This window comes from Parageobacillus sp. NEAU-HV-2 (assembly GCF_059115485.1).
The window spans coordinates 105706-126257 of sequence record NZ_JBXUJJ010000006.1; the positions used below are offsets into that span (position 1 = coordinate 105706).

The 20552-nt window shown below is 47.4% G+C and carries 18 protein-coding genes; 15 read left to right on the plus strand and 3 right to left on the minus strand.

Features of this window, described 5'->3' with window-relative positions:
* Positions 1–24: 24 nt before the first annotated feature.
* From AC1WMD_RS11555 to AC1WMD_RS11565, 3 genes are all read left to right on the plus strand, one after another.
* Positions 25–264, plus strand: a complete 240-nt coding sequence (locus AC1WMD_RS11555) for a Uxx-star family glutaredoxin-like (seleno)protein (RefSeq protein ID WP_494257305.1) — start codon at positions 25–27, stop codon at positions 262–264.
* A 350-nt stretch (positions 265–614) separates the two neighbouring features.
* Positions 615–2876 carry a carbamoyltransferase HypF gene (gene hypF, locus AC1WMD_RS11560; protein ID WP_494257306.1) on the plus strand — a complete coding sequence of 754 codons (2262 nt, stop codon included), beginning with the start codon at positions 615–617 and terminating at the stop codon, positions 2874–2876.
* A gap of 254 nt (positions 2877–3130) precedes the next feature.
* On the plus strand, positions 3131–3856 hold the full coding sequence (locus tag AC1WMD_RS11565; RefSeq protein ID WP_494257307.1) for a tubby C-terminal domain-like protein: 726 nt from the start codon (positions 3131–3133) through the stop codon (positions 3854–3856).
* A 38-nt stretch (positions 3857–3894) separates the two neighbouring features.
* Here the strand turns inward: AC1WMD_RS11565 and AC1WMD_RS11570 are convergent, their stop codons facing one another.
* Positions 3895–4743 (minus strand): MBL fold metallo-hydrolase, encoded by an 849-nt coding sequence (locus AC1WMD_RS11570; RefSeq protein ID WP_043906539.1) that lies wholly within the window; start codon positions 4741–4743, stop codon positions 3895–3897.
* A gap of 222 nt (positions 4744–4965) precedes the next feature.
* Positions 4966–6534 (minus strand): SSO2105 N-terminal domain-containing protein, encoded by a 1569-nt coding sequence (locus AC1WMD_RS11575; protein ID WP_494257308.1) that lies wholly within the window; start codon positions 6532–6534, stop codon positions 4966–4968.
* A gap of 356 nt (positions 6535–6890) precedes the next feature.
* Here AC1WMD_RS11575 and AC1WMD_RS11580 point away from each other — a divergent pair, with 356 nt between their 5' ends.
* The 3 genes from AC1WMD_RS11580 to AC1WMD_RS11590 all read left to right on the plus strand — a co-directional run bounded on the left by AC1WMD_RS11580 (position 6891) and on the right by AC1WMD_RS11590 (position 9517).
* Positions 6891–7349, plus strand: a complete 459-nt coding sequence (locus tag AC1WMD_RS11580) for a YoqH family protein (RefSeq protein WP_043904622.1) — start codon at positions 6891–6893, stop codon at positions 7347–7349.
* 150 nt (positions 7350–7499) lie between these two features.
* Positions 7500–7793: a phasin family protein gene (locus AC1WMD_RS11585; RefSeq protein WP_043904623.1), complete on the plus strand. Its 294-nt coding sequence runs from the start codon at positions 7500–7502 to the stop codon at positions 7791–7793.
* A gap of 47 nt (positions 7794–7840) precedes the next feature.
* Complete coding sequence (locus AC1WMD_RS11590) at positions 7841–9517, plus strand: ABC1 kinase family protein (protein ID WP_043904624.1); 1677 nt, start codon at positions 7841–7843, stop codon at positions 9515–9517.
* A gap of 235 nt (positions 9518–9752) precedes the next feature.
* On the opposite strand, the gene AC1WMD_RS11595 is transcribed toward AC1WMD_RS11590, so the two are convergent.
* Entirely contained in the window at positions 9753–9944 is a 192-nt protein-coding gene (locus AC1WMD_RS11595; RefSeq protein ID WP_260676156.1) for a zinc ribbon domain-containing protein, read from the minus strand.
* Between the two features lie 817 nt (positions 9945–10761).
* Between AC1WMD_RS11595 and AC1WMD_RS11600 the strand changes: the two genes are divergently transcribed.
* The 9 genes from AC1WMD_RS11600 (at position 10762) to AC1WMD_RS11640 (ending at position 20325) form a co-directional block, all read left to right on the plus strand.
* On the plus strand, positions 10762–11646 hold the full coding sequence (locus AC1WMD_RS11600) for an FAD binding domain-containing protein (RefSeq protein WP_043904625.1): 885 nt from the start codon (positions 10762–10764) through the stop codon (positions 11644–11646).
* Complete coding sequence (locus tag AC1WMD_RS11605) at positions 11643–12155, plus strand: (2Fe-2S)-binding protein (protein WP_043904626.1); 513 nt, start codon at positions 11643–11645, stop codon at positions 12153–12155. The genes AC1WMD_RS11600 and AC1WMD_RS11605 overlap by 4 nt, the downstream gene beginning before the upstream one ends.
* Before the next feature lie 10 nt (positions 12156–12165).
* A complete protein-coding gene (locus AC1WMD_RS11610) occupies positions 12166–14487 on the plus strand; it encodes an aerobic carbon-monoxide dehydrogenase large subunit (protein WP_043906541.1) in 2322 nt (773 codons plus the stop codon).
* A gap of 109 nt (positions 14488–14596) precedes the next feature.
* Positions 14597–15574, plus strand: coding sequence for an XdhC family protein (locus AC1WMD_RS11615; protein WP_494257312.1), 978 nt, complete (start codon positions 14597–14599; stop codon positions 15572–15574).
* A gap of 121 nt (positions 15575–15695) precedes the next feature.
* The gene (locus AC1WMD_RS11620) at positions 15696–16139 is read left to right on the plus strand and encodes an SRPBCC family protein (RefSeq protein WP_043904628.1); all 444 of its coding nucleotides are present in this window, start codon (positions 15696–15698) and stop codon (positions 16137–16139) included.
* A gap of 17 nt (positions 16140–16156) precedes the next feature.
* A complete protein-coding gene (locus AC1WMD_RS11625; RefSeq protein ID WP_043904629.1) occupies positions 16157–17017 on the plus strand; it encodes an AAA family ATPase in 861 nt (286 codons plus the stop codon).
* Positions 17005–18129 (plus strand): vWA domain-containing protein, encoded by a 1125-nt coding sequence (locus AC1WMD_RS11630; RefSeq protein WP_043904630.1) that lies wholly within the window; start codon positions 17005–17007, stop codon positions 18127–18129. The genes AC1WMD_RS11625 and AC1WMD_RS11630 overlap by 13 nt, the downstream gene beginning before the upstream one ends.
* A 121-nt stretch (positions 18130–18250) precedes the next feature.
* Entirely contained in the window at positions 18251–18952 is a 702-nt protein-coding gene (locus tag AC1WMD_RS11635) for a cytochrome c oxidase assembly protein (protein ID WP_494257315.1), read from the plus strand.
* A 323-nt stretch (positions 18953–19275) separates the two neighbouring features.
* Positions 19276–20325, plus strand: a complete 1050-nt coding sequence (locus AC1WMD_RS11640) for an XdhC family protein (RefSeq protein WP_043904632.1) — start codon at positions 19276–19278, stop codon at positions 20323–20325.
* The last annotated feature ends 227 nt before the right edge of the window (positions 20326–20552 follow it).

Here is a 20552-nt window from a genome sequence, read left to right on the forward strand (position 1 = left end):
TCTCTTTGGAGGCTGAGAATAAAGATGCTGGAACTTTATGGTGCGAAAGGATGTCCTTATACGAGGGAATTGCGAGAAAGTTTGTTATGGGACGAAAACGAATTTATAGAGTACGATGTCGAAGAAGACAAAGAAGCGTTAAAGCGGCTCCTTGCTTTGACGGGAGGAGGCACCGTCCCCGTCTTAGTGGAAGATGGGCGAGTCATTCAAGTAGGGGTTTCCGGCCGCGGGTGTGTTGTTGCGTTACCGTCCTCAATGGATTAAATAGGCGAGAAGACTCCCGCTTCTAATGGGCAGGATGTAGCCAAATGAAAACGGGAGATAAATCGCCTTTTCTTTTCGTAGAAACAAACGAACATATGTCCCGTAATCAAAGTACAGATTGCTCTGTGAAAACGGAAGATGTGGGGGCAGGAAAAGATCTGTCACGTAACATCTTCCACCATCATGCGCCCATGTTAACCGAATGCGAGAACGAAGCGATACGTCAACGTATCAAGTTCAACGTACATTCAAGGTTGGGACAGTTCGCAGAGCTTCGTCCACTTCTCTTCGTTAGAAGGGATCGCCCAAGAATCTCCCGCTCAAAACGAAGTGAAAGTAGGTGATTCATCATGAAAATAGCGCAGCGTATTTGCATCTATGGTGTTGTGCAAGGGGTTGGTTTTCGTCCTTTTGTCTTTCGTTCCGCAAAACGGTGGAAGCTCAGCGGATGGGTGCGCAATGGAGAAAGCGGCGTGGAGATTCATGTGGAAGGAGATGTGAGCGCCATTCGACAATTTGTTCAAGAAATTACGGAGCGCCCCCCTTCTTCAGCGAAAATAACCAATTTGGAAATCAAGGATGCGGCTATACAAGGAGCGTCTGATTTTGAAATTTTGACAAGCACGCGCCATGATCGGCCGACGGTGCAAATTCCTGCGGATCTTGCAGTCTGTTCGGCATGTTTGTCGGAACTATTCGATCCGGTTAACCGCCGCTATCTTTATCCGTACATCAATTGCACGGATTGCGGCCCTCGGTATACGGTCATTGAGCGTCTACCATATGACCGTCCTTATACAACGATGCGCGCGTGGCCCATGTGCCCGGCTTGTTCGGCAGAATATCATGAGCCGACAGATCGCCGGTTTCATGCCCAGCCGACTGCTTGCCCCGAATGCGGTCCTCATTATTATGTTCGGTGGCAGGAAGGGGAAATTTATGGTGATGAAAAAGCATTGAAAAAAATGGTAGAGCTCCTCCGTTCCGGGCGCATCGTAGCGATCAAAGGGCTTGGCGGTTATCATTTGGCGTGTGATGCTGAAAACGAAGAAGCGGTATGGGAGCTTAGAAGGCGAAAACGCCGCGGCGAAAAACCGTTCGCATTGATGGTGAAAGATATCGAGACGGCAAAAACCCTTATCGATATATCAGCGGAAGAAGAGGATCTCCTTACATCGTCCGTCCGTCCCATCGTATTGGCGCGGGCGCGCCGATTGCTCCCGGGAGTAGCGCCTGATAATTCCGATTTAGGGGTGATGCTTCCGTATACCCCTCTCCATCATTTACTGTTTCACTTCGATGCCCCGGCTGTGCTCGTCATGACGAGTGCCAACCGTTCTAGTGAACCGATCATCTATGAAGATGAAGAAGCGATCAAGGCGCTTGAAGGGATTGCTGACGCGTGGCTTATTGGAGAACGTCCTATTGCCCGCCGCGTCGATGATTCCGTTGTTCGCGTCAGCCCATTTGGCCCTACCGTACTTCGGCGGGCGAGGGGGTATGCGCCGCTTCCTGTTGCCAAATTGCCCAGCGATCGGCCAATTCTTGCCGTCGGATCCGACTTGAAAAACACCGTCACATTAGTGGTGAATGGACAGGCGATCATTAGCCAGCATTTAGGGGATTTGATGAAATACGAAGCATATATGTCATTTGAGCAAACGGTCTACGACCTTTTGTCGATGTATGATGTTTCATTCGAGGAAACGATTGTGGCGCATGATCTTCATCCTGATTATCGTTCTACCGCCTTTGCTCACGGTCTAGAAGCTTATCAACGTATCGGCATTCAGCACCACCGTGCTCATGTGGCGTCCGTGCTGGCGGAGCGAAGCGCTTTTGAAAAACAAGTGGTTGGAGTTGCGTTCGATGGAACCGGATTTGGGGATGATGGAGCAATCTGGGGTGGCGAACTGTTTGTCGGAAGCGTCACAAAAGGATTAGAACGGTGTGGCCATCTTCGTTACGCCATGCTTCCTGGCGGGGATGCGGCGGCTCGTGTCCCGCTTCAAGCGTTGGCTGGTTTCTTTGTGGATGAGACAGAATTGGCCATGACCATCGGAAAGCGGCTTTCGTTCCCTGAACGTTTTTTCACGGCGATAAAGATGGTAGAAAAACGATTGCGCACCTTTCCTACGACGTCTGTTGGCCGATTGTTTGACGCAGCAGCTGCCCTTTTAGGATTTACCGGCGTCATTTCGTTTGAAGGTCAGGCAGCCATTTGGCTCGAGCATTTAGCTCGTACAGCTCCATTAGAGAAGGTATATCCTTTTCCATGGGACGGAAAAGAGCTTGACTACCGTCCTCTTTTGAAGGGAATGGTGGAAGACCGTTTGAACGGTAAAGATGTGGCGGTTATTGCTCGCGCGTTTCATCGAAGCATCGCCGAAGGCGTATTTAGAAGTGTTCGTTCTTTAGGAGCGACCTATGGGATTGACACAGTTGTGTTATCCGGCGGCGTATTTCAAAATTCGCTTTTGTTAACCGATTTGAAGGAGTTGTTTCTTAAAAGCGATATGCACGTTTGGATCGGCGAAAGGGTTCCGCCTAACGACGGCGGCATTAGTCTCGGGCAGGCGGCGCTCGTGGCGGCAACGCGTTCGAGTTCATGAGGAGTTAATTAATAAAATCGGTTTTGGTGTAACAACGCTAATGTTTTTTGAGTGTACCGCTGTTTACAACGCAACCGAGGCGAAAACGGTGCTGCAAAAAGCTGCCCTGACTTTCGCGATGTTATTCCGGTGATGGTACGTTATTATCGCGAGCATAAACATGATAAAACGAAGCAAATCCCAATTCGTTAATAGAATTGAAACTTTTTCCACTCTTCTTTCGTCTACTATTATTCGGAGAGGAGTGGGGCATTTTGGAGAAATTGTTGTTATTTTTCGTCGTCGCATTGATTGGGATCGCTTTGCGGTTTTTCATTTTAGGAAAATTTGAATGGGACCAGCTGCTTATTGCCTCGAGTTTTCTAGCCGGGGCGCTGTTGATTTGGGGAATCGAATGCTGGCAGAATTGGCGTGATGCCCGTTATGAAGGGGCGGAAGACGAAGATGTTTGGCATACGCATATGGCGGAACGATTTTGGACTGGAAAAAAGCGCTTGTTTAAGGGAGCCAAACAGATGGGGGAGTTTCGGCGCTTCTTTCCACGTCCATGGCAGCGCATTGTCAATAGTATTTTTTCCGATCGAAATCAGTGGTACTTAAATTTGTCGTTTACATTTGCGGATGGAACTTCGGTACAAATTATAGAGCAGCGGGAAAAGTTGTTTCGTGTGAATGATACGTGGCATATTGCACAAAATGGAGCGGTTGTCGCATTGGCGCGTACGGATTATTCATGGAAAAACAAGTTGAAGCTGCGTGAGCGCATGATAGTAGAGATAGAGGGAAAAACGCTGTTTTTTCAGTCACCGGAAATGGTTTCTCGCACGGAAGTCTGGTTAGATGAAAAAATGATCGCTGAAGGGAAACGTTCGCAGCTGTTGCGCTGGCGTTATACGTTTCGAGTGAACGAAGGCTATGAAGAATGGGAACGATTGCTTGTTGCGGCATATGTGCTATTCAATTACGCATATCACCAGTAAAAGTGGCGCCTCCCGGATGTTTGCGGGAGGCAAATTTGTCAATGAACATATTTTCCATAATCCGGCACGGCGATCCGGTCAAACTCGCTTGCTAGCTTCGCTAATCCTTCCCGCAGTTTTTCACCTGATACTGGCACGCCATGTCCTGTAATAGCTGCTTCTGGCTGCAATGCCGCCAGTTTCTTTACCGATTCGCGAGCGGCGGTCCAGTCGGTCGTATAGTAGCGCGGCGGTCCGCTAATTTCCATTTCTTGCGTGAACACTTTGTACAAGGAATCTTGGCGGACGGTGACAAACGCATCTCCGGCAATTAGTGAGCGGTCTCTGTCGCGAAACAGCGATATATGGCCTGGCGTATGTCCAGGCGTATGAATCCAGCGGAAATCCGGCAAGTGCGGTACCGTGCCATCGCTAGGCAGCGCTTGAACATGATCGCCTAAATCGATCGGTTCATTTGGGAAAAACGCTGACATTTTCGCCACCATTCCGCCTTCCACCGACGGGTCTGGCTCCGGATAGCGCGCTTTTCCTGTTAAATAAGGCATCTCTGCTTCATGAGCATAAACAGGAACGTTCCAATGTTTCACAAGTTCAATAATCGCCCCGACGTGGTCAAAGTGGCCGTGTGTTAAGATGATCGCCTGCGGTCGGCTGTTGGCGCCAAACCGCTTCTCGGTGACAGCGATGATATCGTTCGCTGATTTTGGCATTCCGGCATCCACCAGGACAAACTCTTTTTTGTCAGGATCGCCGACAAGGCAAATGTTGACAATTTGAACCGTATGGCAATATAAATCCGGCCGTATTTCCACGCTCATCCCGCTGGTGACCGAAGTGGCAGGGATAAATTTATAATCCTCGCCGTAACGGAGTTCTTCCTTTGGCATTTCGTCTGCCTGGTTACTAAAATCTATAAAAATCGACACATCGCGATGGAACCAGGAAACACCGCTTGCCGCTCGGATTCTCACCGAGTTCCATCAGGAAGGGAATCCCCTTGTCATTCACCTGCTGTGAAAGACAACCCGTGGCTCGCTGTTAGCGACGGCACCTGTCGTGCACCATTCCTTCCCTCGGTCCGTACACGACAACGATTTTAGTAACCAGGTCTACACCTCCCTTAGTTGAATTTGATACTGGTTCAGCCAACAGAATTTGTGCAAGATGTTCCATAATGACCATTCATGCTCTTGTTTGAAGCTCTCGATTTTGCGTAACATCATGCCGAGATATTGTCGTTGTTTCGTTCCGCTTTTCGATTGCTTGTAGGATTCTTCCATCGACCCTAACACGGCAACCAAATGGCGTTTCACTTTCGTTTTTATGGTGTCCATGAGTTCTTTTGGCAATCGTTCACGATACCCTAATCCTCGTCTGCCAATCACCAAAGCGGCACTTTCATGGACGGATAGCCCATATTTTTTCATATACTTGAAACGACCGATAACACTTGTGTACGCCGGATTCACTTTTTTGATGCGAAACCCAAGCCTTAAGCCCCGACGAAGGATCATTTCCGTCAGTTTTTTCTTGTTGAAATGATGGGTCAAGCGATTGAATCGTTTGTCTGTATCGTGCTGCTGTCTTAGTTGGATGTTTTCGATGACCACTGCCCCAACATTCTCTTGAAGCAGCCAGTCATATACATCGCGCACCGTTTCACCAATGAGGTTATTTCTCTTATTCGCTCTTACGTATTCCAGTTCATGACAGTAAAACACCTTTGATTGAAGAAAGTTTCCTTGTTTTGAAACGATGCTTACGGCGATTCGATCAATATTGATATCAATCCCAGCGATCCGTTCCGCTTGAATCGGTTCATCATAGGCAAGTTCCCTGCCATATACCTCTTCTTCATAGATAAGATGGACATAATATTCTCCGTTTTTGCGTTTGATTTCAACAGTATATGGTTGATATTCGATGATCGGCTTTCCTTTTGCATTTACTCCGACTGGTTCTCCCATGACGAGATCGATGATTTCCTCTTCATATTTTTCAGGTACAGACACAAGTAACCTCAAGCGGGGAGCGTGTTTTCCTTTTTGTTGTCCAAGTGGATTCGCAATTTCTACATAACATTCATCAGTGTGATCGTCATACACGAGGCGAATATTTAAATTTCCTTTTTTGCTTTTATCGCCTCTGGCATACAACTGATTGGAGCGCAAATCTTTCCATTCTTCGTTCGTGATGTTTCCTTTCAAGCGCTTGTAAAAGTTTTGTTTTCCGCCAAAAATCACACGTGGAATCGTTCCTTGGTCGAGATGGTGTTTTAGCTCGGCTTCTTTGGATTTCAGTTTTTCTAATCGTCGGTGTAATCCGGCTAAACATGTTGGAAGATCGACTTTTTTCGGTGTTTTTCGACCATGTTGATACTCATCGATTTTCTTTTCCGTTTTCTCGATTTTCGCTTGCACATCCTCCAGCCTTATTGGAAGCAGCTCACGTTGGGAAGAAATCAGCGATTGAGCAAGCAAGACCGCATCTTCGGCAAACCGTTTGTTAAGCCGAAATGGGTGCGGAAGGTGCTTGATGATGTCTTTTGCGTTCCTTCCCTCCAGCAAGCGGTTGAACGCGTATCGCTTCGCGGAACCAAAGACGCGCATCAACTCATCTAATGAACGAAGTTGTGCTTCATCATTGGAAACGATTTTCATCCCCCGAACCGTTTTCATCCCCTTGCCTTCCTCCTTGTTTGGATCCTTCAGAACATATATTCGCCAAATCTTCTTCATTTCCTTTTTACATGCGGAAGGGGGAGATGATTTTTTATCATCAGACAGGAGAGGGTGGAAAAGATGGAGAACATCCGCCTCTCCACGTTCAATAACAGGAGATATTTACATGATTTCATACATTTTTTTATAGATGTTTAACAAACTGTTTATACCTCCTTCCCACCGAATGTCCAATGATACTATTCCACTTCCTTTCGCCCGCTATGCGTTTTCGAAAGAAGACAAAGCTTGTTTCATAAAAAGACAGTCTAAAAGGAAAACTAACCAAAGTGACATGTGCGAGGAGGGAGTTCATGAAACAATTGGTGTTGGCTTTACTCTTATTTGGATCTGTCGTTTTCAGTCCTATGCAAACAAAGGCCGCTTCATCTGTGTCTGTCCCTTGCAGTTTAATATTAAAGCCAGTAGACAGCGGTTATCCAAACGCGATGGGGGCGGCTCTCGTGTATAAAGTAAAATTAACCCCAAGTTTTCCGCGCGCCAGCATTAGCATTCATGCTCTTCATTTGCCTAAACCCTCCTCTTTCGGAGATTATGATCGCTTCGAAGGTTTTGTCTTCATCCCAAATGTCATAAGCTGGCGTTTCCCGCTTTATCCAACCCCGGAAACGGATGGTCCAACATGGGCTGGGCGTCTAGACAATATAACAGCGGGATTGGAAAACATTCAAATACAAGTACGGCTTTCTAACGCAAAAACAGGGAAGCTGGGGTCAGTGATTTTAGCGAACAGCATCAACTACTGTAAGTAGTTTATGGTTAGCATTACTTCTTTGTTTTATTTGCTAATGCGGATGGGTAAACGAAAAATGAAGGGCGCTTTCATTGCGAATGGGAGAGCTCGACACAAGATTGTGAAAGTGGTATCATGTTGTAAAAATTAAAAGGAGGCCGCATCCATTATGAGCATTCTCAAAAAAGGGCTGGCGTTTGGACTCGGATTGGCGTTAGCGAGCAAGGAACAAGTAGAAAAGCTAATTGACGAATTGGTGAAAAAAGGGGAATTGTCGCTCGAAGAATCGAAGGATATTATCGATCAGTGGAAGCAGCAAACAGAAGAAAGAAAAGCAGAATTGCAACGTATCGTGCGCGAACAGATCAAACAAGTGATCGATAAATTCGATTTGGTAACGAAAGACGAGCTGCAACAATTAGAGCAACGAATCCGCCGCTTAGAAGAAAAAGAAGACAAGTAATCGAACGGGGCCACCCATGGCTCCTGGCCATTAAAGGGGATGGACGGATGATTGGCAAAAGAATGCGTCATATGAGCCGTTATCGAGATATCGCTGTTGCTTTGCTTCGCCATGGCTTTGAAATGGTGGTCGAGGAAATCGGATTTTCTCAGTTTCTTCCCCTTCCGCAACGGCTGCGTGTGGACAAAAAGGAGAAGAATGGAAAAACGATTGGCGAGCGCATCCGCCTTGTGCTCGAGGAATTAGGACCAACCTTCGTGAAATTAGGCCAGCTGGCCAGCACACGACCCGATTTAATTCCAGAACAAATTATTCGTGAACTGGAAAAATTGCAAGATCAAGTCCCGCCTTTTTCGTTTGCCGATGTTCGCCGTATTATCGAGGAGGAGCTGGGAGGGGAGCTGGACCATATTTTTCGGTCTTTTGAGGAAGCTCCCCTTGCCGCTGCTTCAATCGGACAAGTTCATCGGGCGGTCCTTCATTCCGGCGAAAAGGTGGCGGTGAAAATCCAGCGCCCGCATATTGCCGCGATCATTGAAACGGATTTGGAGATTCTTCAAGATTTGACCGTGCTCGCGGAACGCCGCTTAGAGTGGGCGGTGCGATATCGCATCCGTGATATATTGGACGAACTATCGAAATCGCTTCGTCTAGAACTCGATTACACCGTAGAAGCGCGCAATGCCGAGAAATTTTCCAAACAGTTTCAAAGCGATCCGACGATTTATGTGCCAAAAGTGTTTTGGGACTATTCCACAAAAAAAGTGCTGACGATGGAATATGTGGAGGGCATCAAACTTGGAGAACTGGAGTGTCTGAAACAGGGCGGCCATAACTTAAAAATTCTCGCGGAGCGGCTGGCAAAGGGAATGTTCCAGCAAATTTTTATGGAAGGCTTTTTTCATGGCGATCCCCATCCGGGAAATGTGTTAGCTTTGCCAGGAGACGTGATTGCGTTCATTGATTTCGGCATGGTGGGGCGAATCACTCCGGAAATGAAATATCACTTATCGTCCCTCATTATCGCTTTGATGCGCCAAAGCACTGATGGAGTCATGAAAGCGATCGGGGATATGGGCTTGATGCCAGATGAGGTAGATGTAAGCCAACTGCGTCAGGATATCGAGCAAGTAAGAGAAAAATATTATCATATTCCGTTGAGCCAAGTCAGCCTCGGCGAAGCGGTTCAGGATTTGCTTCACGTGGCGTTCCGCCACTCGATCCGCATTCCGAGCGATTTAACGTTGTTAGGGAAGGCGCTGCTGACGGTGGAAGGGATCGTGGAAAAACTGGATCCCGACTTTAGCGTTATCGACTTTGCCGAACCGTTTGGTCGCCAGCTGCTAAAGGAGCGGATGCGGCCGAAAAACGTAGCGGAAATGGCATGGAAACGCCTTTCCGATTATGGGGAACTGTTCGTGGATCTGCCAAAAAATGTTAAAGAATTAACGAGGCTGATGAAACAAGGAAAAGTACGCCTGGAGATCGGCATTCCGGATTTGGATTTTCTATTGAGAAAATTAGACCAAATCAGTAACCGCTTATCGTTTAGCATTGTTTTGCTTTCTTTCAGCATTATTATGGTCGGCATCATCATCGGCTCGTCGATGGGCCGACAATCAACATTGCTATGGAAAATCCCGGCGATCGAGATTGGCTTTTGCGTCGCTACCTTAATGTTTTGCTGGCTTTTATATTCGATTTTTCGATCGGGAAGGTTTTGATGATCCCCACTTACCAGCTAACGTCGGTGAAAGTGGGGATTCTTTAGTGATCTGTCCCTCTTAGTTTGCGTTCTGCCCACCTTTTGTCAATCATCTATAAAAAAACAGGAGTTTAACTTTCGTACATTTCCTTTCCCGGGAGCCGTTTTCGAAAGAAAGAGGCCTATTTGGCTTCTTTCTTATCAGGAGACGTGACTATGTCAACTACCCAACGGCTTAAGCCGTGAGCTTGCAGCTAGCTAATTGGCTGCCGGGTTCGGCTGTTGACTACAGCCCTGCGGATATTTTCCGCAGCCACGTTGTCGGCAGGGGCAGCGTACCCACAAGCGCGACAACAAAACTGACCCCTTGACGGTCTGCTTTCTTTGGCAACATGCCCGCAAATCGGACAGTTGCAGGAAGTATTCTTCGGAGGAACCAATACCACCCGAACGCCAACGATCGCTGCTTTATACTCTATAAACTTTCTCAACTGATAAAAAGATCAAGAAGAATGTTGATATATAATAATTTAAAAAATAGTAATAATATACAAATTCACATCATCTCTAATCATTCTTGTTTTCCCACAGCCGTTAAACTACTAAAATAACTTTGCTAATTTGACGGAGTCGAAGATTTTAGAACTAATAATGTTTTTTATTACTACCTTATATAAGTTGACAATTCTGAATATTGTTGTTACCATAATATTTGTAAAAATCACCCTAGATGTACCCCTTCAACAAGAACTACATAATTTTTTATCACCAACACAGCGAAGTTACAAAATTTGAAATTGGAAAGGAGGTAAACATTTAGAGATTGAAAGGTCTATTTATTTAAAACTCTATGCGATGCAATTATATCTCCTATGTAAGTCTGCCGCATACACATATTCAATTTACAAATGTATATACCACGAAATCCCGTGACTTAAGTCTTGGGATGAAATGAAAAACGGTTTGGAACCGAGCCGACAGGGCGATAAGCACTAGTGAGGTGTTTGTGCATAAAGTTTACGGAACAATAGTAAGCGCTTGCACGAAGGTGTAAGAAAAACTCTTAAGTACGTCAGAACCCACCGATTTAAGTCGTGTGAAGGTTCAGAGAAAGGTAAAGTAATAGTTTAAACATTGAAGCGAAATTCTTAGTCAGGCGAGAGATAGGTGATGGCGAATCCAACAAAGAAGGCGCGAAATGCGCGCAACCAAAGAAGACTTGTTCACAATGCTCTCGTCATCTAGACAAAAGGGGGTTTCTAAATGTTTCCCAATGCATTCAAATACGAAGCACCGACATCTGTTGACGAAGCAATCCGCCTAATGGATGAGTACGGTTACGACGGCAAAGTATTGGCAGGCGGTCAAAGTCTATTACCAATGATGAAGTTACGGGTCGCGGCTCCCGCTGTAATTATTGATATTAATAAGCTCGATGAGCTTAAAGGATGGAGTAAAGTCAACGGGAAATTGCGGATCGGCGCGGTGACACGTCAAGCTGAGTTGGAGCATGCGATAGAACTCCGTGAACAATTTCCGCTTCTGTCCCGCACTGCCCACTGGGTTGCAGATCCATTGATTCGCAACCTCGGTACGGTTGTCGGTTCGCTCGTTCACGCAGATCCTGCCTCAGATTGGGGGACTGCGATGCTTGCCTTAAATGCGGTGGTGGAAGCACAAGGACCAGAGGGGAATCGATTGATTCCGATTGACGAGTTTTTGGTAGATACATTTACCACATCGCTGAATGAAAATGAACTTGCCGTTGCGTTGCACTTGCCAATTCCAACTAAACCTGTAGCTGCCCGTTATATGAAGCTCAAACGTAAAGCTGGCGATTTCGCAATTGCGGGGCTGGCTGTGCAGATCGCTGTTGACAATGACGGTCGTGTGTCTGAGGCAGGAATCGGCATATGCAATTGCGGGCCAATCCCTTTGCGAGCTGTTAAGGCAGAGGAGGCTCTCATAGGAGAACGTTTGACAGCGAAGACGATTGAGAACGTATCAAAACTTGTGCCGGAAAATGCAGATCCCGTTAGTGACCTACGGGGTAGCGCAGACTATAAGAAAGATCTTTTACGTGTGTTTGCTGCACGCGCACTTCGCGAAATCGCGGAAGAGTTGCATGGAAAGGTGGGAGTCCAATGAAGATCCGTGTCAAGGTTAATGGGCAACTGTACGAATCAGATGTTGACCCACGTACGTTGTTAGTCTATTACCTGCGTGATGAACTGAAACTAACGGGTACGCATGTCGGTTGTGATACAACGAGCTGTGGTGCTTGTACAGTGCTGTTGGACGGGAAAGCCGTCAAGTCGTGCACCGTATTGGCTGTGCAAGCGGATGGGCGTGAGGTGTTGACGGTCGAAGGATTGGAAAAAGACGGTGAAATGCATCCGTTGCAGAAAGCATTTTGGGAGGAACATGCCCTGCAGTGTGGCTACTGTACACCAGGTATGCTAATGGCTTCCTACGCACTGCTTCAGAACAATCCAGCGCCGACTGAGGAGCAAATTCGCGAGGGACTTTCTGGAAATATTTGTCGCTGTACAGGATATGTGAATATCGTGAAGGCGGTCAAGTCCGCTGCCCAAAAAATGGCTACTCAACAAGAATCATTAGAGGAGGTGGCCACAAGTGGCACTTCAACAGACTGAGTTGCGCCCAATGGGAAAATCGATTGCCCGCAAAGAGGATCCGCGGTTTCTTCGTGGGAAAGGTCGCTACGTGGATGATGTGATTCTTCCAAATATGCTTTATATGAGCATTTTACGCAGCCCGTACGCGCATGCGCGCATTCGTCGAATCGATACATCAGCTGCATTGGCCGCGCCCGGCGTCAAATTGGTGCTCACAGGTGAAGATCTGGCCAAAATGAACCTTGCGTGGATGCCGACTTTGAATGGCGACCAACAGATGGTGTTGGCTGTGGACAAGGTTCTGTTTCAGTACCAAGAAGTCGCCGCCGTCGTTGCGGAGACGCGCGCCCAAGCGGAAGACGCTCTGCAGTTGATCGAAGTCGATTACGAGCCATTGCCGGTTGTGGTGGATCCGTTCAAGGCGCTTGAGCCGGATGCTCCTATTCTCCGTGAAGATCGGGAGAAAAAGTCAAACCATATCTGGCACTGGGAGTCGGGAGATCGAGAAGAAACGGAGAACGTCTTTCGTGATGCACCGGTTGTCGTCAAGCAAGATGTGCGCTTCCAGCGTGTCCACCCTTCGCCGCTTGAGCCGTGTGGATGTGTCGCTGATTACAATACAGCGACAGGTCGGTTGACTTTTTATGTTACTTCCCAAGCACCTCATGTCCATCGAACTGTGATCGCGATGTTAAGCGGCATTCCTGAACACCAGATTCGCGTTATTTCGCCTGATGTTGGCGGAGGTTTCGGGAACAAAGTGGGTGTCTATCCAGGATATGTCTGTGCAGTTGCTGCTTCGGTGAAGTTGGGCGTGCCTGTGAAATGGATTGAAACGAGAACGGAAAATATCGCAAGCACTTCTTTCGCGCGCGATTTCCACATGACGTGCGAGATTGCTGCGCGCGAGGATGGCAAAGTGTTGGGACTGCGGGTGAAAACTATCGCCGACCATGGTGCCTTTGACGCGGCAGCCAATCCGACCAAATTCCCGGCTGGTCTGTTCAACATTGTGACAGGTTCGTATGATTTCAAGGCCGCGTTCGTCGAAGTGGATGCAGTTTATACGAACAAGGCTCCTGGGGGTGTTGCGTACCGCTGTTCATTCCGCGTCACAGAAGCAGCGTACCTGATTGAACGGACAATGGACGTACTGGCGCAAAGGTTGAAGATGGATCCGGCCGAACTGCGTTTCCGTAATTTCATTCGCAAGGAACAGTTTCCATACAAATCTCCGACCGGGTGGGTGTACGACAGCGGAGACTACGAAAAAACGTTGAAACTTGCCTTGGAACGGATTGGATATGACGAATTGCGCAAAGAACAGGCAGAGAAACGAGCACGCGGTGAATTCATGGGGATTGGCATCTCCACTTTTACGGAGATTGTCGGTGGAGGGCCAAAAAATACATTCGACATTCTTGGAATCAAGATGTTCGACAGCGCGGAAATTCGCATCCATCCAACTGGCAAGGTGATTGCGCGGCTCGGTGTGCGGCACCAAGGCCAAGGGCATGAGACGACATTCGCCCAAATCATCGCGGAAGAACTCGGACTGAGTGCGGATGACGTGTTGATTGAGGAAGGGGATACCGATACCGCTCCTTATGGATTAGGCACGTATGCCAGCCGCTCTACGCCGACAGCTGGGGCTGCTGCAGCGCTCTGCGCGCGCAGAATTCGCGAAAAGGCTCGCAAAATCGCCGCTCATCTGCTAGAAGTCGGTGAAGATGACGTTGTATGGGACGGCACCGCCTTTTCCGCAAAAGGTTTGCCTGGGAAATCGGTGACGATGAAAGATGTGGCTTTTGCCGCCTACACGGATGTGCCTGATGGCGTGGAGCCTGGTTTGGAAGCGACCTACTACTATGATCCTCCGAACCTCACTTTCCCTCACGGGGCCTACATCGCGGTGGTCGATATTGACAAGGGAACGGGAGCTGTCAAAGTGCGGCGGTTCTTGGCCGTTGATGATTGCGGCAACGTGATCAATCCGATGATCGTTGAGGGACAGGTACACGGAGGACTAACGGAAGGGTTTGCCATTGCGTTCATGCAAGATATTCCGTACGATTCAAACGGTAACTGTCTGGCGCCAAACTGGATGGACTATTTAGTCCCGACAGCTCTGGACACGCCACATTGGGAAACAGATCGGACGGTGACACCGTCGCCGCATCATCCGATTGGCGCAAAAGGCGTCGGAGAGTCGCCGAATGTCGGTTCTCCAGCCGCGTTTGTCAATGCGGTGGTGGATGCCCTGTCACCACTTGGCGTAGAGCACATTGACATGCCACTTTATCCATGGAAGATATGGGAAATTTTGAGAAAACACGGTATTAATGAATAATTCAGTACCAGCATGCTAAGATTAACATCGATTAAGGAGGGAAAAGCCCGGTGGCGTTAACGCCGCCGGGCCATACAAAATGGATCTTGTTTGGGAAACAGCAAAGGGCATGGATGAACGAGCTGAACCGTATGTCATGGTGACGGTTGTCCGCCGTGTGCGACCAAGTTCAGCGACAGTTGGTGATAAGGCGATTGTGACAGCAGATGGAAAAATGGTAGGTTTTGTAGGTGGGCATTGTACGCGGGAGTTAGTTATCAATCAAGCACAGGAGTGTCTTCGAACTGGAGAAAAAAGGCTTTTGCTTATAACCCCGCAGCCGCCGGCCCACGTGGAGGAAGGAGTTACAGTCCTTTCAATGACTTGTGCATCTGAAGGAACAGTTGAACTTTTTTTAGAACCGAAACATGTTGATCCTTTGTTGATTATTGTGGGGGATTCGCCGATTGCGCATGCTCTTGAAGAAATGGCATCCCGATTCGCCTTTGTGCCACGCCGGATCTCATTGGAGGAAGTGGAAAGCAGCAGTTCGGAAGAACCGTTGGAGATATTACGCAATCAACTTGCTACTTTCAACAATACAACGGCTTATGGTGTCGTGGCTACGATGGGTTTGTATGATAGTGAAGGCCTGTTGGCACTTGCCCATTGTAAGTTACGGTATTTGGGGTTGGTTACCAGTCCAAAGCGTTGGGCGACTGTAAGCAGCGGCTTAGAAGTGGCTGGGGCGCCAAAAGAATTTATTGACTTTATCACGGCTCCTGCGGGGTTAGACATTGGTGCTGTAGGAGCACAAGAGATTGCCCTTAGTATCCTTGCTCAAATCGTGGAACGTCGTCGCCGAGATTTGAATGTGCAGTGGGAAGGACAACCAGAAAAGGGGATTTCGGAGTCCGAAGCACTGACTGCAAACGTCGATCGTGCCACAGTATCTCCAATAGTGGTAGATCCGGTTTGTGGTATGACTGTAAACTTGGAGAAGACCCAATTCCGTTTTGAACTGAATGGGACTACATACGGCTTCTGCTGCTCTGGCTGCCGAGACCGTTTTGCAAAAAATCCGGAAGCATTTCTTAGTCACACATGACAAGATAACACATTTGGATTGATTCGCATGGTGTTGCACTGAAAACTTTTGCTTTTCTCAGCTGATCAACTGCTGATTTAGGACTGATGTACTGAATTTATAACTAGAGGAGGAAAACTAAATGCTAAAATATGGTGGAGAATATACGATTAAGTTACCGCGGGAGGAAGTCTGGAATTTTATTACAGATCCACACAAAGTGGTGCCTTGCATTCCTGACTTGATTGAATCTAACATAGAGGGTGATAATCGTTTTCAAGCTATTGTAAAGGTTGGCTTGGGACCTATTCGTGGTAAGTTCAAACTCGATTGCGAATTGTCACCTATTGAACCGGGAACTGCAATGGCTATGCCGATCAAAGGTGGAGGAATGGGAAGCGGAGTTGAGATGAATGCAAATGTAAAACTTAGCGACACCGATAATGGTACCCTATTGAAATGGGAGTGTGAAGCAACCATCAGTGGACCAATCGCGAGCCTTGGTGGTCGTTTGATTGATAACCAAGCGAAGAAAATCATACAACAGGTATTTGAAAATCTTGAGAAGGCATTCGCTTCCGTGTAGAAGGGAAGATTGATTGAATGAACGAACAAGTGCGCAGGCTCCAAGAGGAATTGCATCGTTCTCACTATGTGGCAGAAGAAGGGCTAGCAACTGTAGTCCACTTGGCACAGCGGCTAGCCCGTCCGCTGCTTTTAGAAGGCCCTGCAGGTGTAGGAAAGACGGCATTGGCGAAAGCGCTCGCTACTGTTCGTTCCGTAAACCTCATTCGCTTGCAGTGCTATGAAGGATTGGATGCGAGTCAGGCGCTGTACGATTGGGACTATCCAAAACAGCTGCTGACTGCACGCACGGCCTTTACCGATGGTGCCGTAAAACAAGAGTCACTTTACAGTGAGTCGTTTCTCATCGAACGGCCGCTTTTACGTGCACTACGAGAGAGACCGGCGCCAGTACTGCTGATTGACGAAATAGACCGTGCCGACGAGGAATTCGAAGCATTACTGTTGGAATTTCTGTCAGAATTCCAAATTACCATTCCCGAGATGGGAACCTTTCGCGCCTCCGAACCGCCTATAGTTATTTTAACGTCTAATCGCACGCGTGATTTGTCGGACGCCTTGCGCCGCCGTTGTTTGTACTTTTGGGTCGATTATCCGACATTTGAACAAGAGGCGGCTATTATCTCCCTGCATGTGCCGCAGATCGCACCAAAACTTGTGAAGCAAATCGTGTTTAGCGTGCGGCGGCTGCGCAAGTTGTCGCTACTCAAGACGCCTGGATTGGCAGAGTCGATTGATTTTGCACAGGCGCTGACGGAATTAGGCGCACAGGAGCTGAACGAAGAAGTGATTCGACATACCCTCGGGTGTTTGCTGAAGACGCAGGAAGACATGGATTTGCTAAAGGAGAGGGGACTCGATCTGCTATGGAACACATGACGGCTGGCGAGATAGGCCGCTTGACAGGCAGCATCGTGAGACAGGTGGCTGATTTTGCGCCTTGGCTACGAAATCGCGGATTTCGAGTAGGAGTTACCGAAACATTGACAGCAACTGCTGCCCTGGCTGAATTGAACCTTGCCTCCATTGATGAGGTTTGCAGCGCCTTTCGCTCCATCTATGCACGGACACCGGCGGAATGGGGCATCTTTCCGACTTTGTTTGAGCAGTATTTTGGCATACGGGAAGCACGTTTGGAGGAGAAGCGCCGGCTGCAACCGGATGATTTGATGGGCGGAACTGGTGCCGGTGAAAAGGCGGAGCGCCCGCCGCTAGAAATCACACAGGGGGTTCTCGCCGGCTATCATCCTAACGATGGAGAACGTTTTGCTTTGCGGGCGGATGGGCAAGTGTTGAAGGATGTTGTTAAGCTGACCCAGTTGGCAGTGCGTACGATGGATGCACCTCGCGGCCGCAAGTGGCAGTCACAAGGTAGAGAGAAAATAGACCTTCGTCAAACCATAAGGAGTGCATTGCGCCATTCCGGAGAACCGTTTGAACTCAAAATGCGCCGCCGCAGTCCCGACAAGCCGCGAATTGTCCTAGTTATGGATGTTTCCGGATCGATGAAACCGTATGCGCCCTTCATTACTTCTCTCGCTTGGTCATTTACGAGGGTGCGTGCACGCGCGCAAATCTTTCTCTTTTCCACACGTCTGTTGCGGGTAACGTCGCTTATTGCACGAAAAGGGGTGTCAGGGATTCCCCATAGCGATTTACCGGGATTGCGGGGTGGAACTCAGATTGGCGGCGCGTTGGCACAATTGCTTCATCGTTACTCAAGTCTTTTGCAACGGCATACGTGTGTCATTATCATATCAGACGGATTTGATGCCGGCCATCCAGAACAAATGCATACTTCCATGCGCGACTTGGCTGCTCGCGTTGGGCGAGTGGTATGGATCAATCCGCTGCTTGGTGAACCTGGCTATGAACCAACTTCGGTGGGGATGTCGATAGCATTACCTTACATTGACGCGTTCGTCGATGTTCATGATGTAGCAACTTGGAAAAAGGCAGTACATAGCGGGGTGCTGCGAGCAGCACCCTAAGCCACCAATTGTACCCCCTAGAATTTATTAAGGAGGTGAAGATATTGGGATTGGGTCAATTCAATATATAGATAAAACTATCTTAATACTTACATTTGCCATTCTTATCGTATATTTATTAATGTTTGTTAAAGTTGGTCAATTAAATAGAACGAAAATAAAAAAAATAATATGCTTTATATTGGGGCTTGTTTTGATTAATCTTTGCTTTGGAAGCGCCTTAAACTTCTATAGTCATCTTTTATTTAGTGTACATATGTTCCAAATGAGTCTGCTTTGCTTTTTTATTCCTGTGCTTATCCTTTCCGGGCTGTCCGAAATAAAGGAGCATCCTCGATTTCGTTTATTTACTAAGCTCCGTAGCAGCAAGAATTTCCATCATGCTATATTAGTCCTTTTTGCATTTATATTCTCCTTTTACCATTTTCCAGTTGTATTTAACACTGTCATGAGCCATAAAGCCTTGCATGATTTTTCAAAAGGCTTCTTAATGGTATTATCTTTTCTTGTATGGTGGCCCGCGACAACATCTTCTTACGGTGAGAAGTCAAATAAACTAAAACGTAATTATATTTATAAAATGCTTATATTGTTGATGCCGGCCTGTTTATTTTTAATTATTGCTAATACAGGATTATATAAAGTTTATAGTGACCCAATTTTTTTTAGAGAAACATTACATGTATGTTTTTCGCCGGATATTGATGTGAAACAATATTTTATAACGTTTAATTTTTTATCAATTATTGGTGACCAGAGATTAGGTGGTACGATTATGATTATTTCACATAAGTTAGCTTCTTACTGGTTGTTGAGAGAATGATAGTTTAAGTATTAAGGCCTTGATTTAGTAAACAAGCAAATTGGTTCTTAACTTGGCACTGAGTGGAAGTATGTTTCATAGTATTACATAAGGACTATCACTCGAGGCAAGGGTATTAATTAAAACACTATGGGCTATGGTAAAATTTTGAGTAAACGCCTCCATATATTGCCCTGTCTCTGAGGCTCTTCTTCCTGTCAGTATAACATCGACTGTGAAGTGAGCTCACCTCCTGCAATATCAGAACCACATCATGAAAAAACAGAACATGCTAATTTTTAATTTTAAGTTGGCCTCTAAAAAAAAGAAGGAGAGGATCAGTTGTGTCACGTATCGATGAAGCGCGTGATGTGTTTACCCACATTGAGCAAGCTTGGGCAAAAGGGGAAAAAACTGCTCTATTGACGATTACCCAGGTACAAGGCTCCGCGTACCGCCTGCCGGGTGCCAAAATGATGATGACCGAAACAGGTAATATGTTTGGTACACTCAGCGGGGGCTGCCTCGAATCGGACCTTTATGGATGGGCGGAAAAAGCAATAGAAGAAGGCGAACCCCGACTCGTAAATTATGACCTCAGTGAAAATGAAATATGGTCTCTTGGGATTGGCTGCAAAGGAACGATGGAAGTCGCCATCTTTCCTATTCATTCTGAAGATCCTTTCTGGCGATCGGTGCGGGAAGCCATCGCCCAAGATCGTGCCATCTCACTGGCTATTGAATTGCCAACGGGTATCCGTGTCGTATTTGACGAGAAAAATCCCATCGCCGGCGATATTGACAAGCTGCCAGAAGCTGTCGCGCGGAAGCTGATAGATCGCGTCGAAAATCGTACGAGAGCGGAGATAGCTATAGTCGATAATCGACGTTTTTACATTGATACGATGCGGCCAAACGAACATTTGATCATCTGCGGCGCAGGTCACGACGCCGTTCCAGTGGCGGAGCTCGCTGCTAAATGCGGATTCCGTGTAACCGTGCTCGATCCACGCAAAGAATTTAACGGAGTCAAACGCTTTCCTATGGCCCAACACCTGGTAGCTGAACCTGACGAGGTTGATCCAGCACAACTGGAGGGGAACTGGTGGCTAATCATGAATCACTTGCAAATGCGAGACGAAGCTGCACTACGTCTAGCACTGCAGGCAAAACCAAAATTTATAGGTATACTTGGTCCCTTGTCGCGTACTCGGGAGATGTTTCAGAATATTGGCGCCGACATGAACAGTGCACCGATTCATGCACCAGTTGGACTGGATGTGGGGGCAGAAACGATTGAAGAAGTTGCTGTTTCCATCGTGTCTGAATTACTCGCAGTGCGATCGGCTCGCCCGGGACAGCCACTGCACGGTAGAGAAAAAATTCACGTTTGACGGCTGGGGCGCCTCTACTTGCAGCGCCCTACCAAATGATCCTTTCTTCCAAGATGTTACATTTTGAACATCGGCAAACATGCTAATGTGGTATTGACAAATATTATGGAAGAATGAACACCTTCGGAACGAAAGGAAGCGTAAAGGGTTCTTGTATGTTGCTTATTGTTCGGCGAAAACATACAGTCGCTTGAAGCCCTCACCTCTGAGCGAAGCGCAGGTGGTGG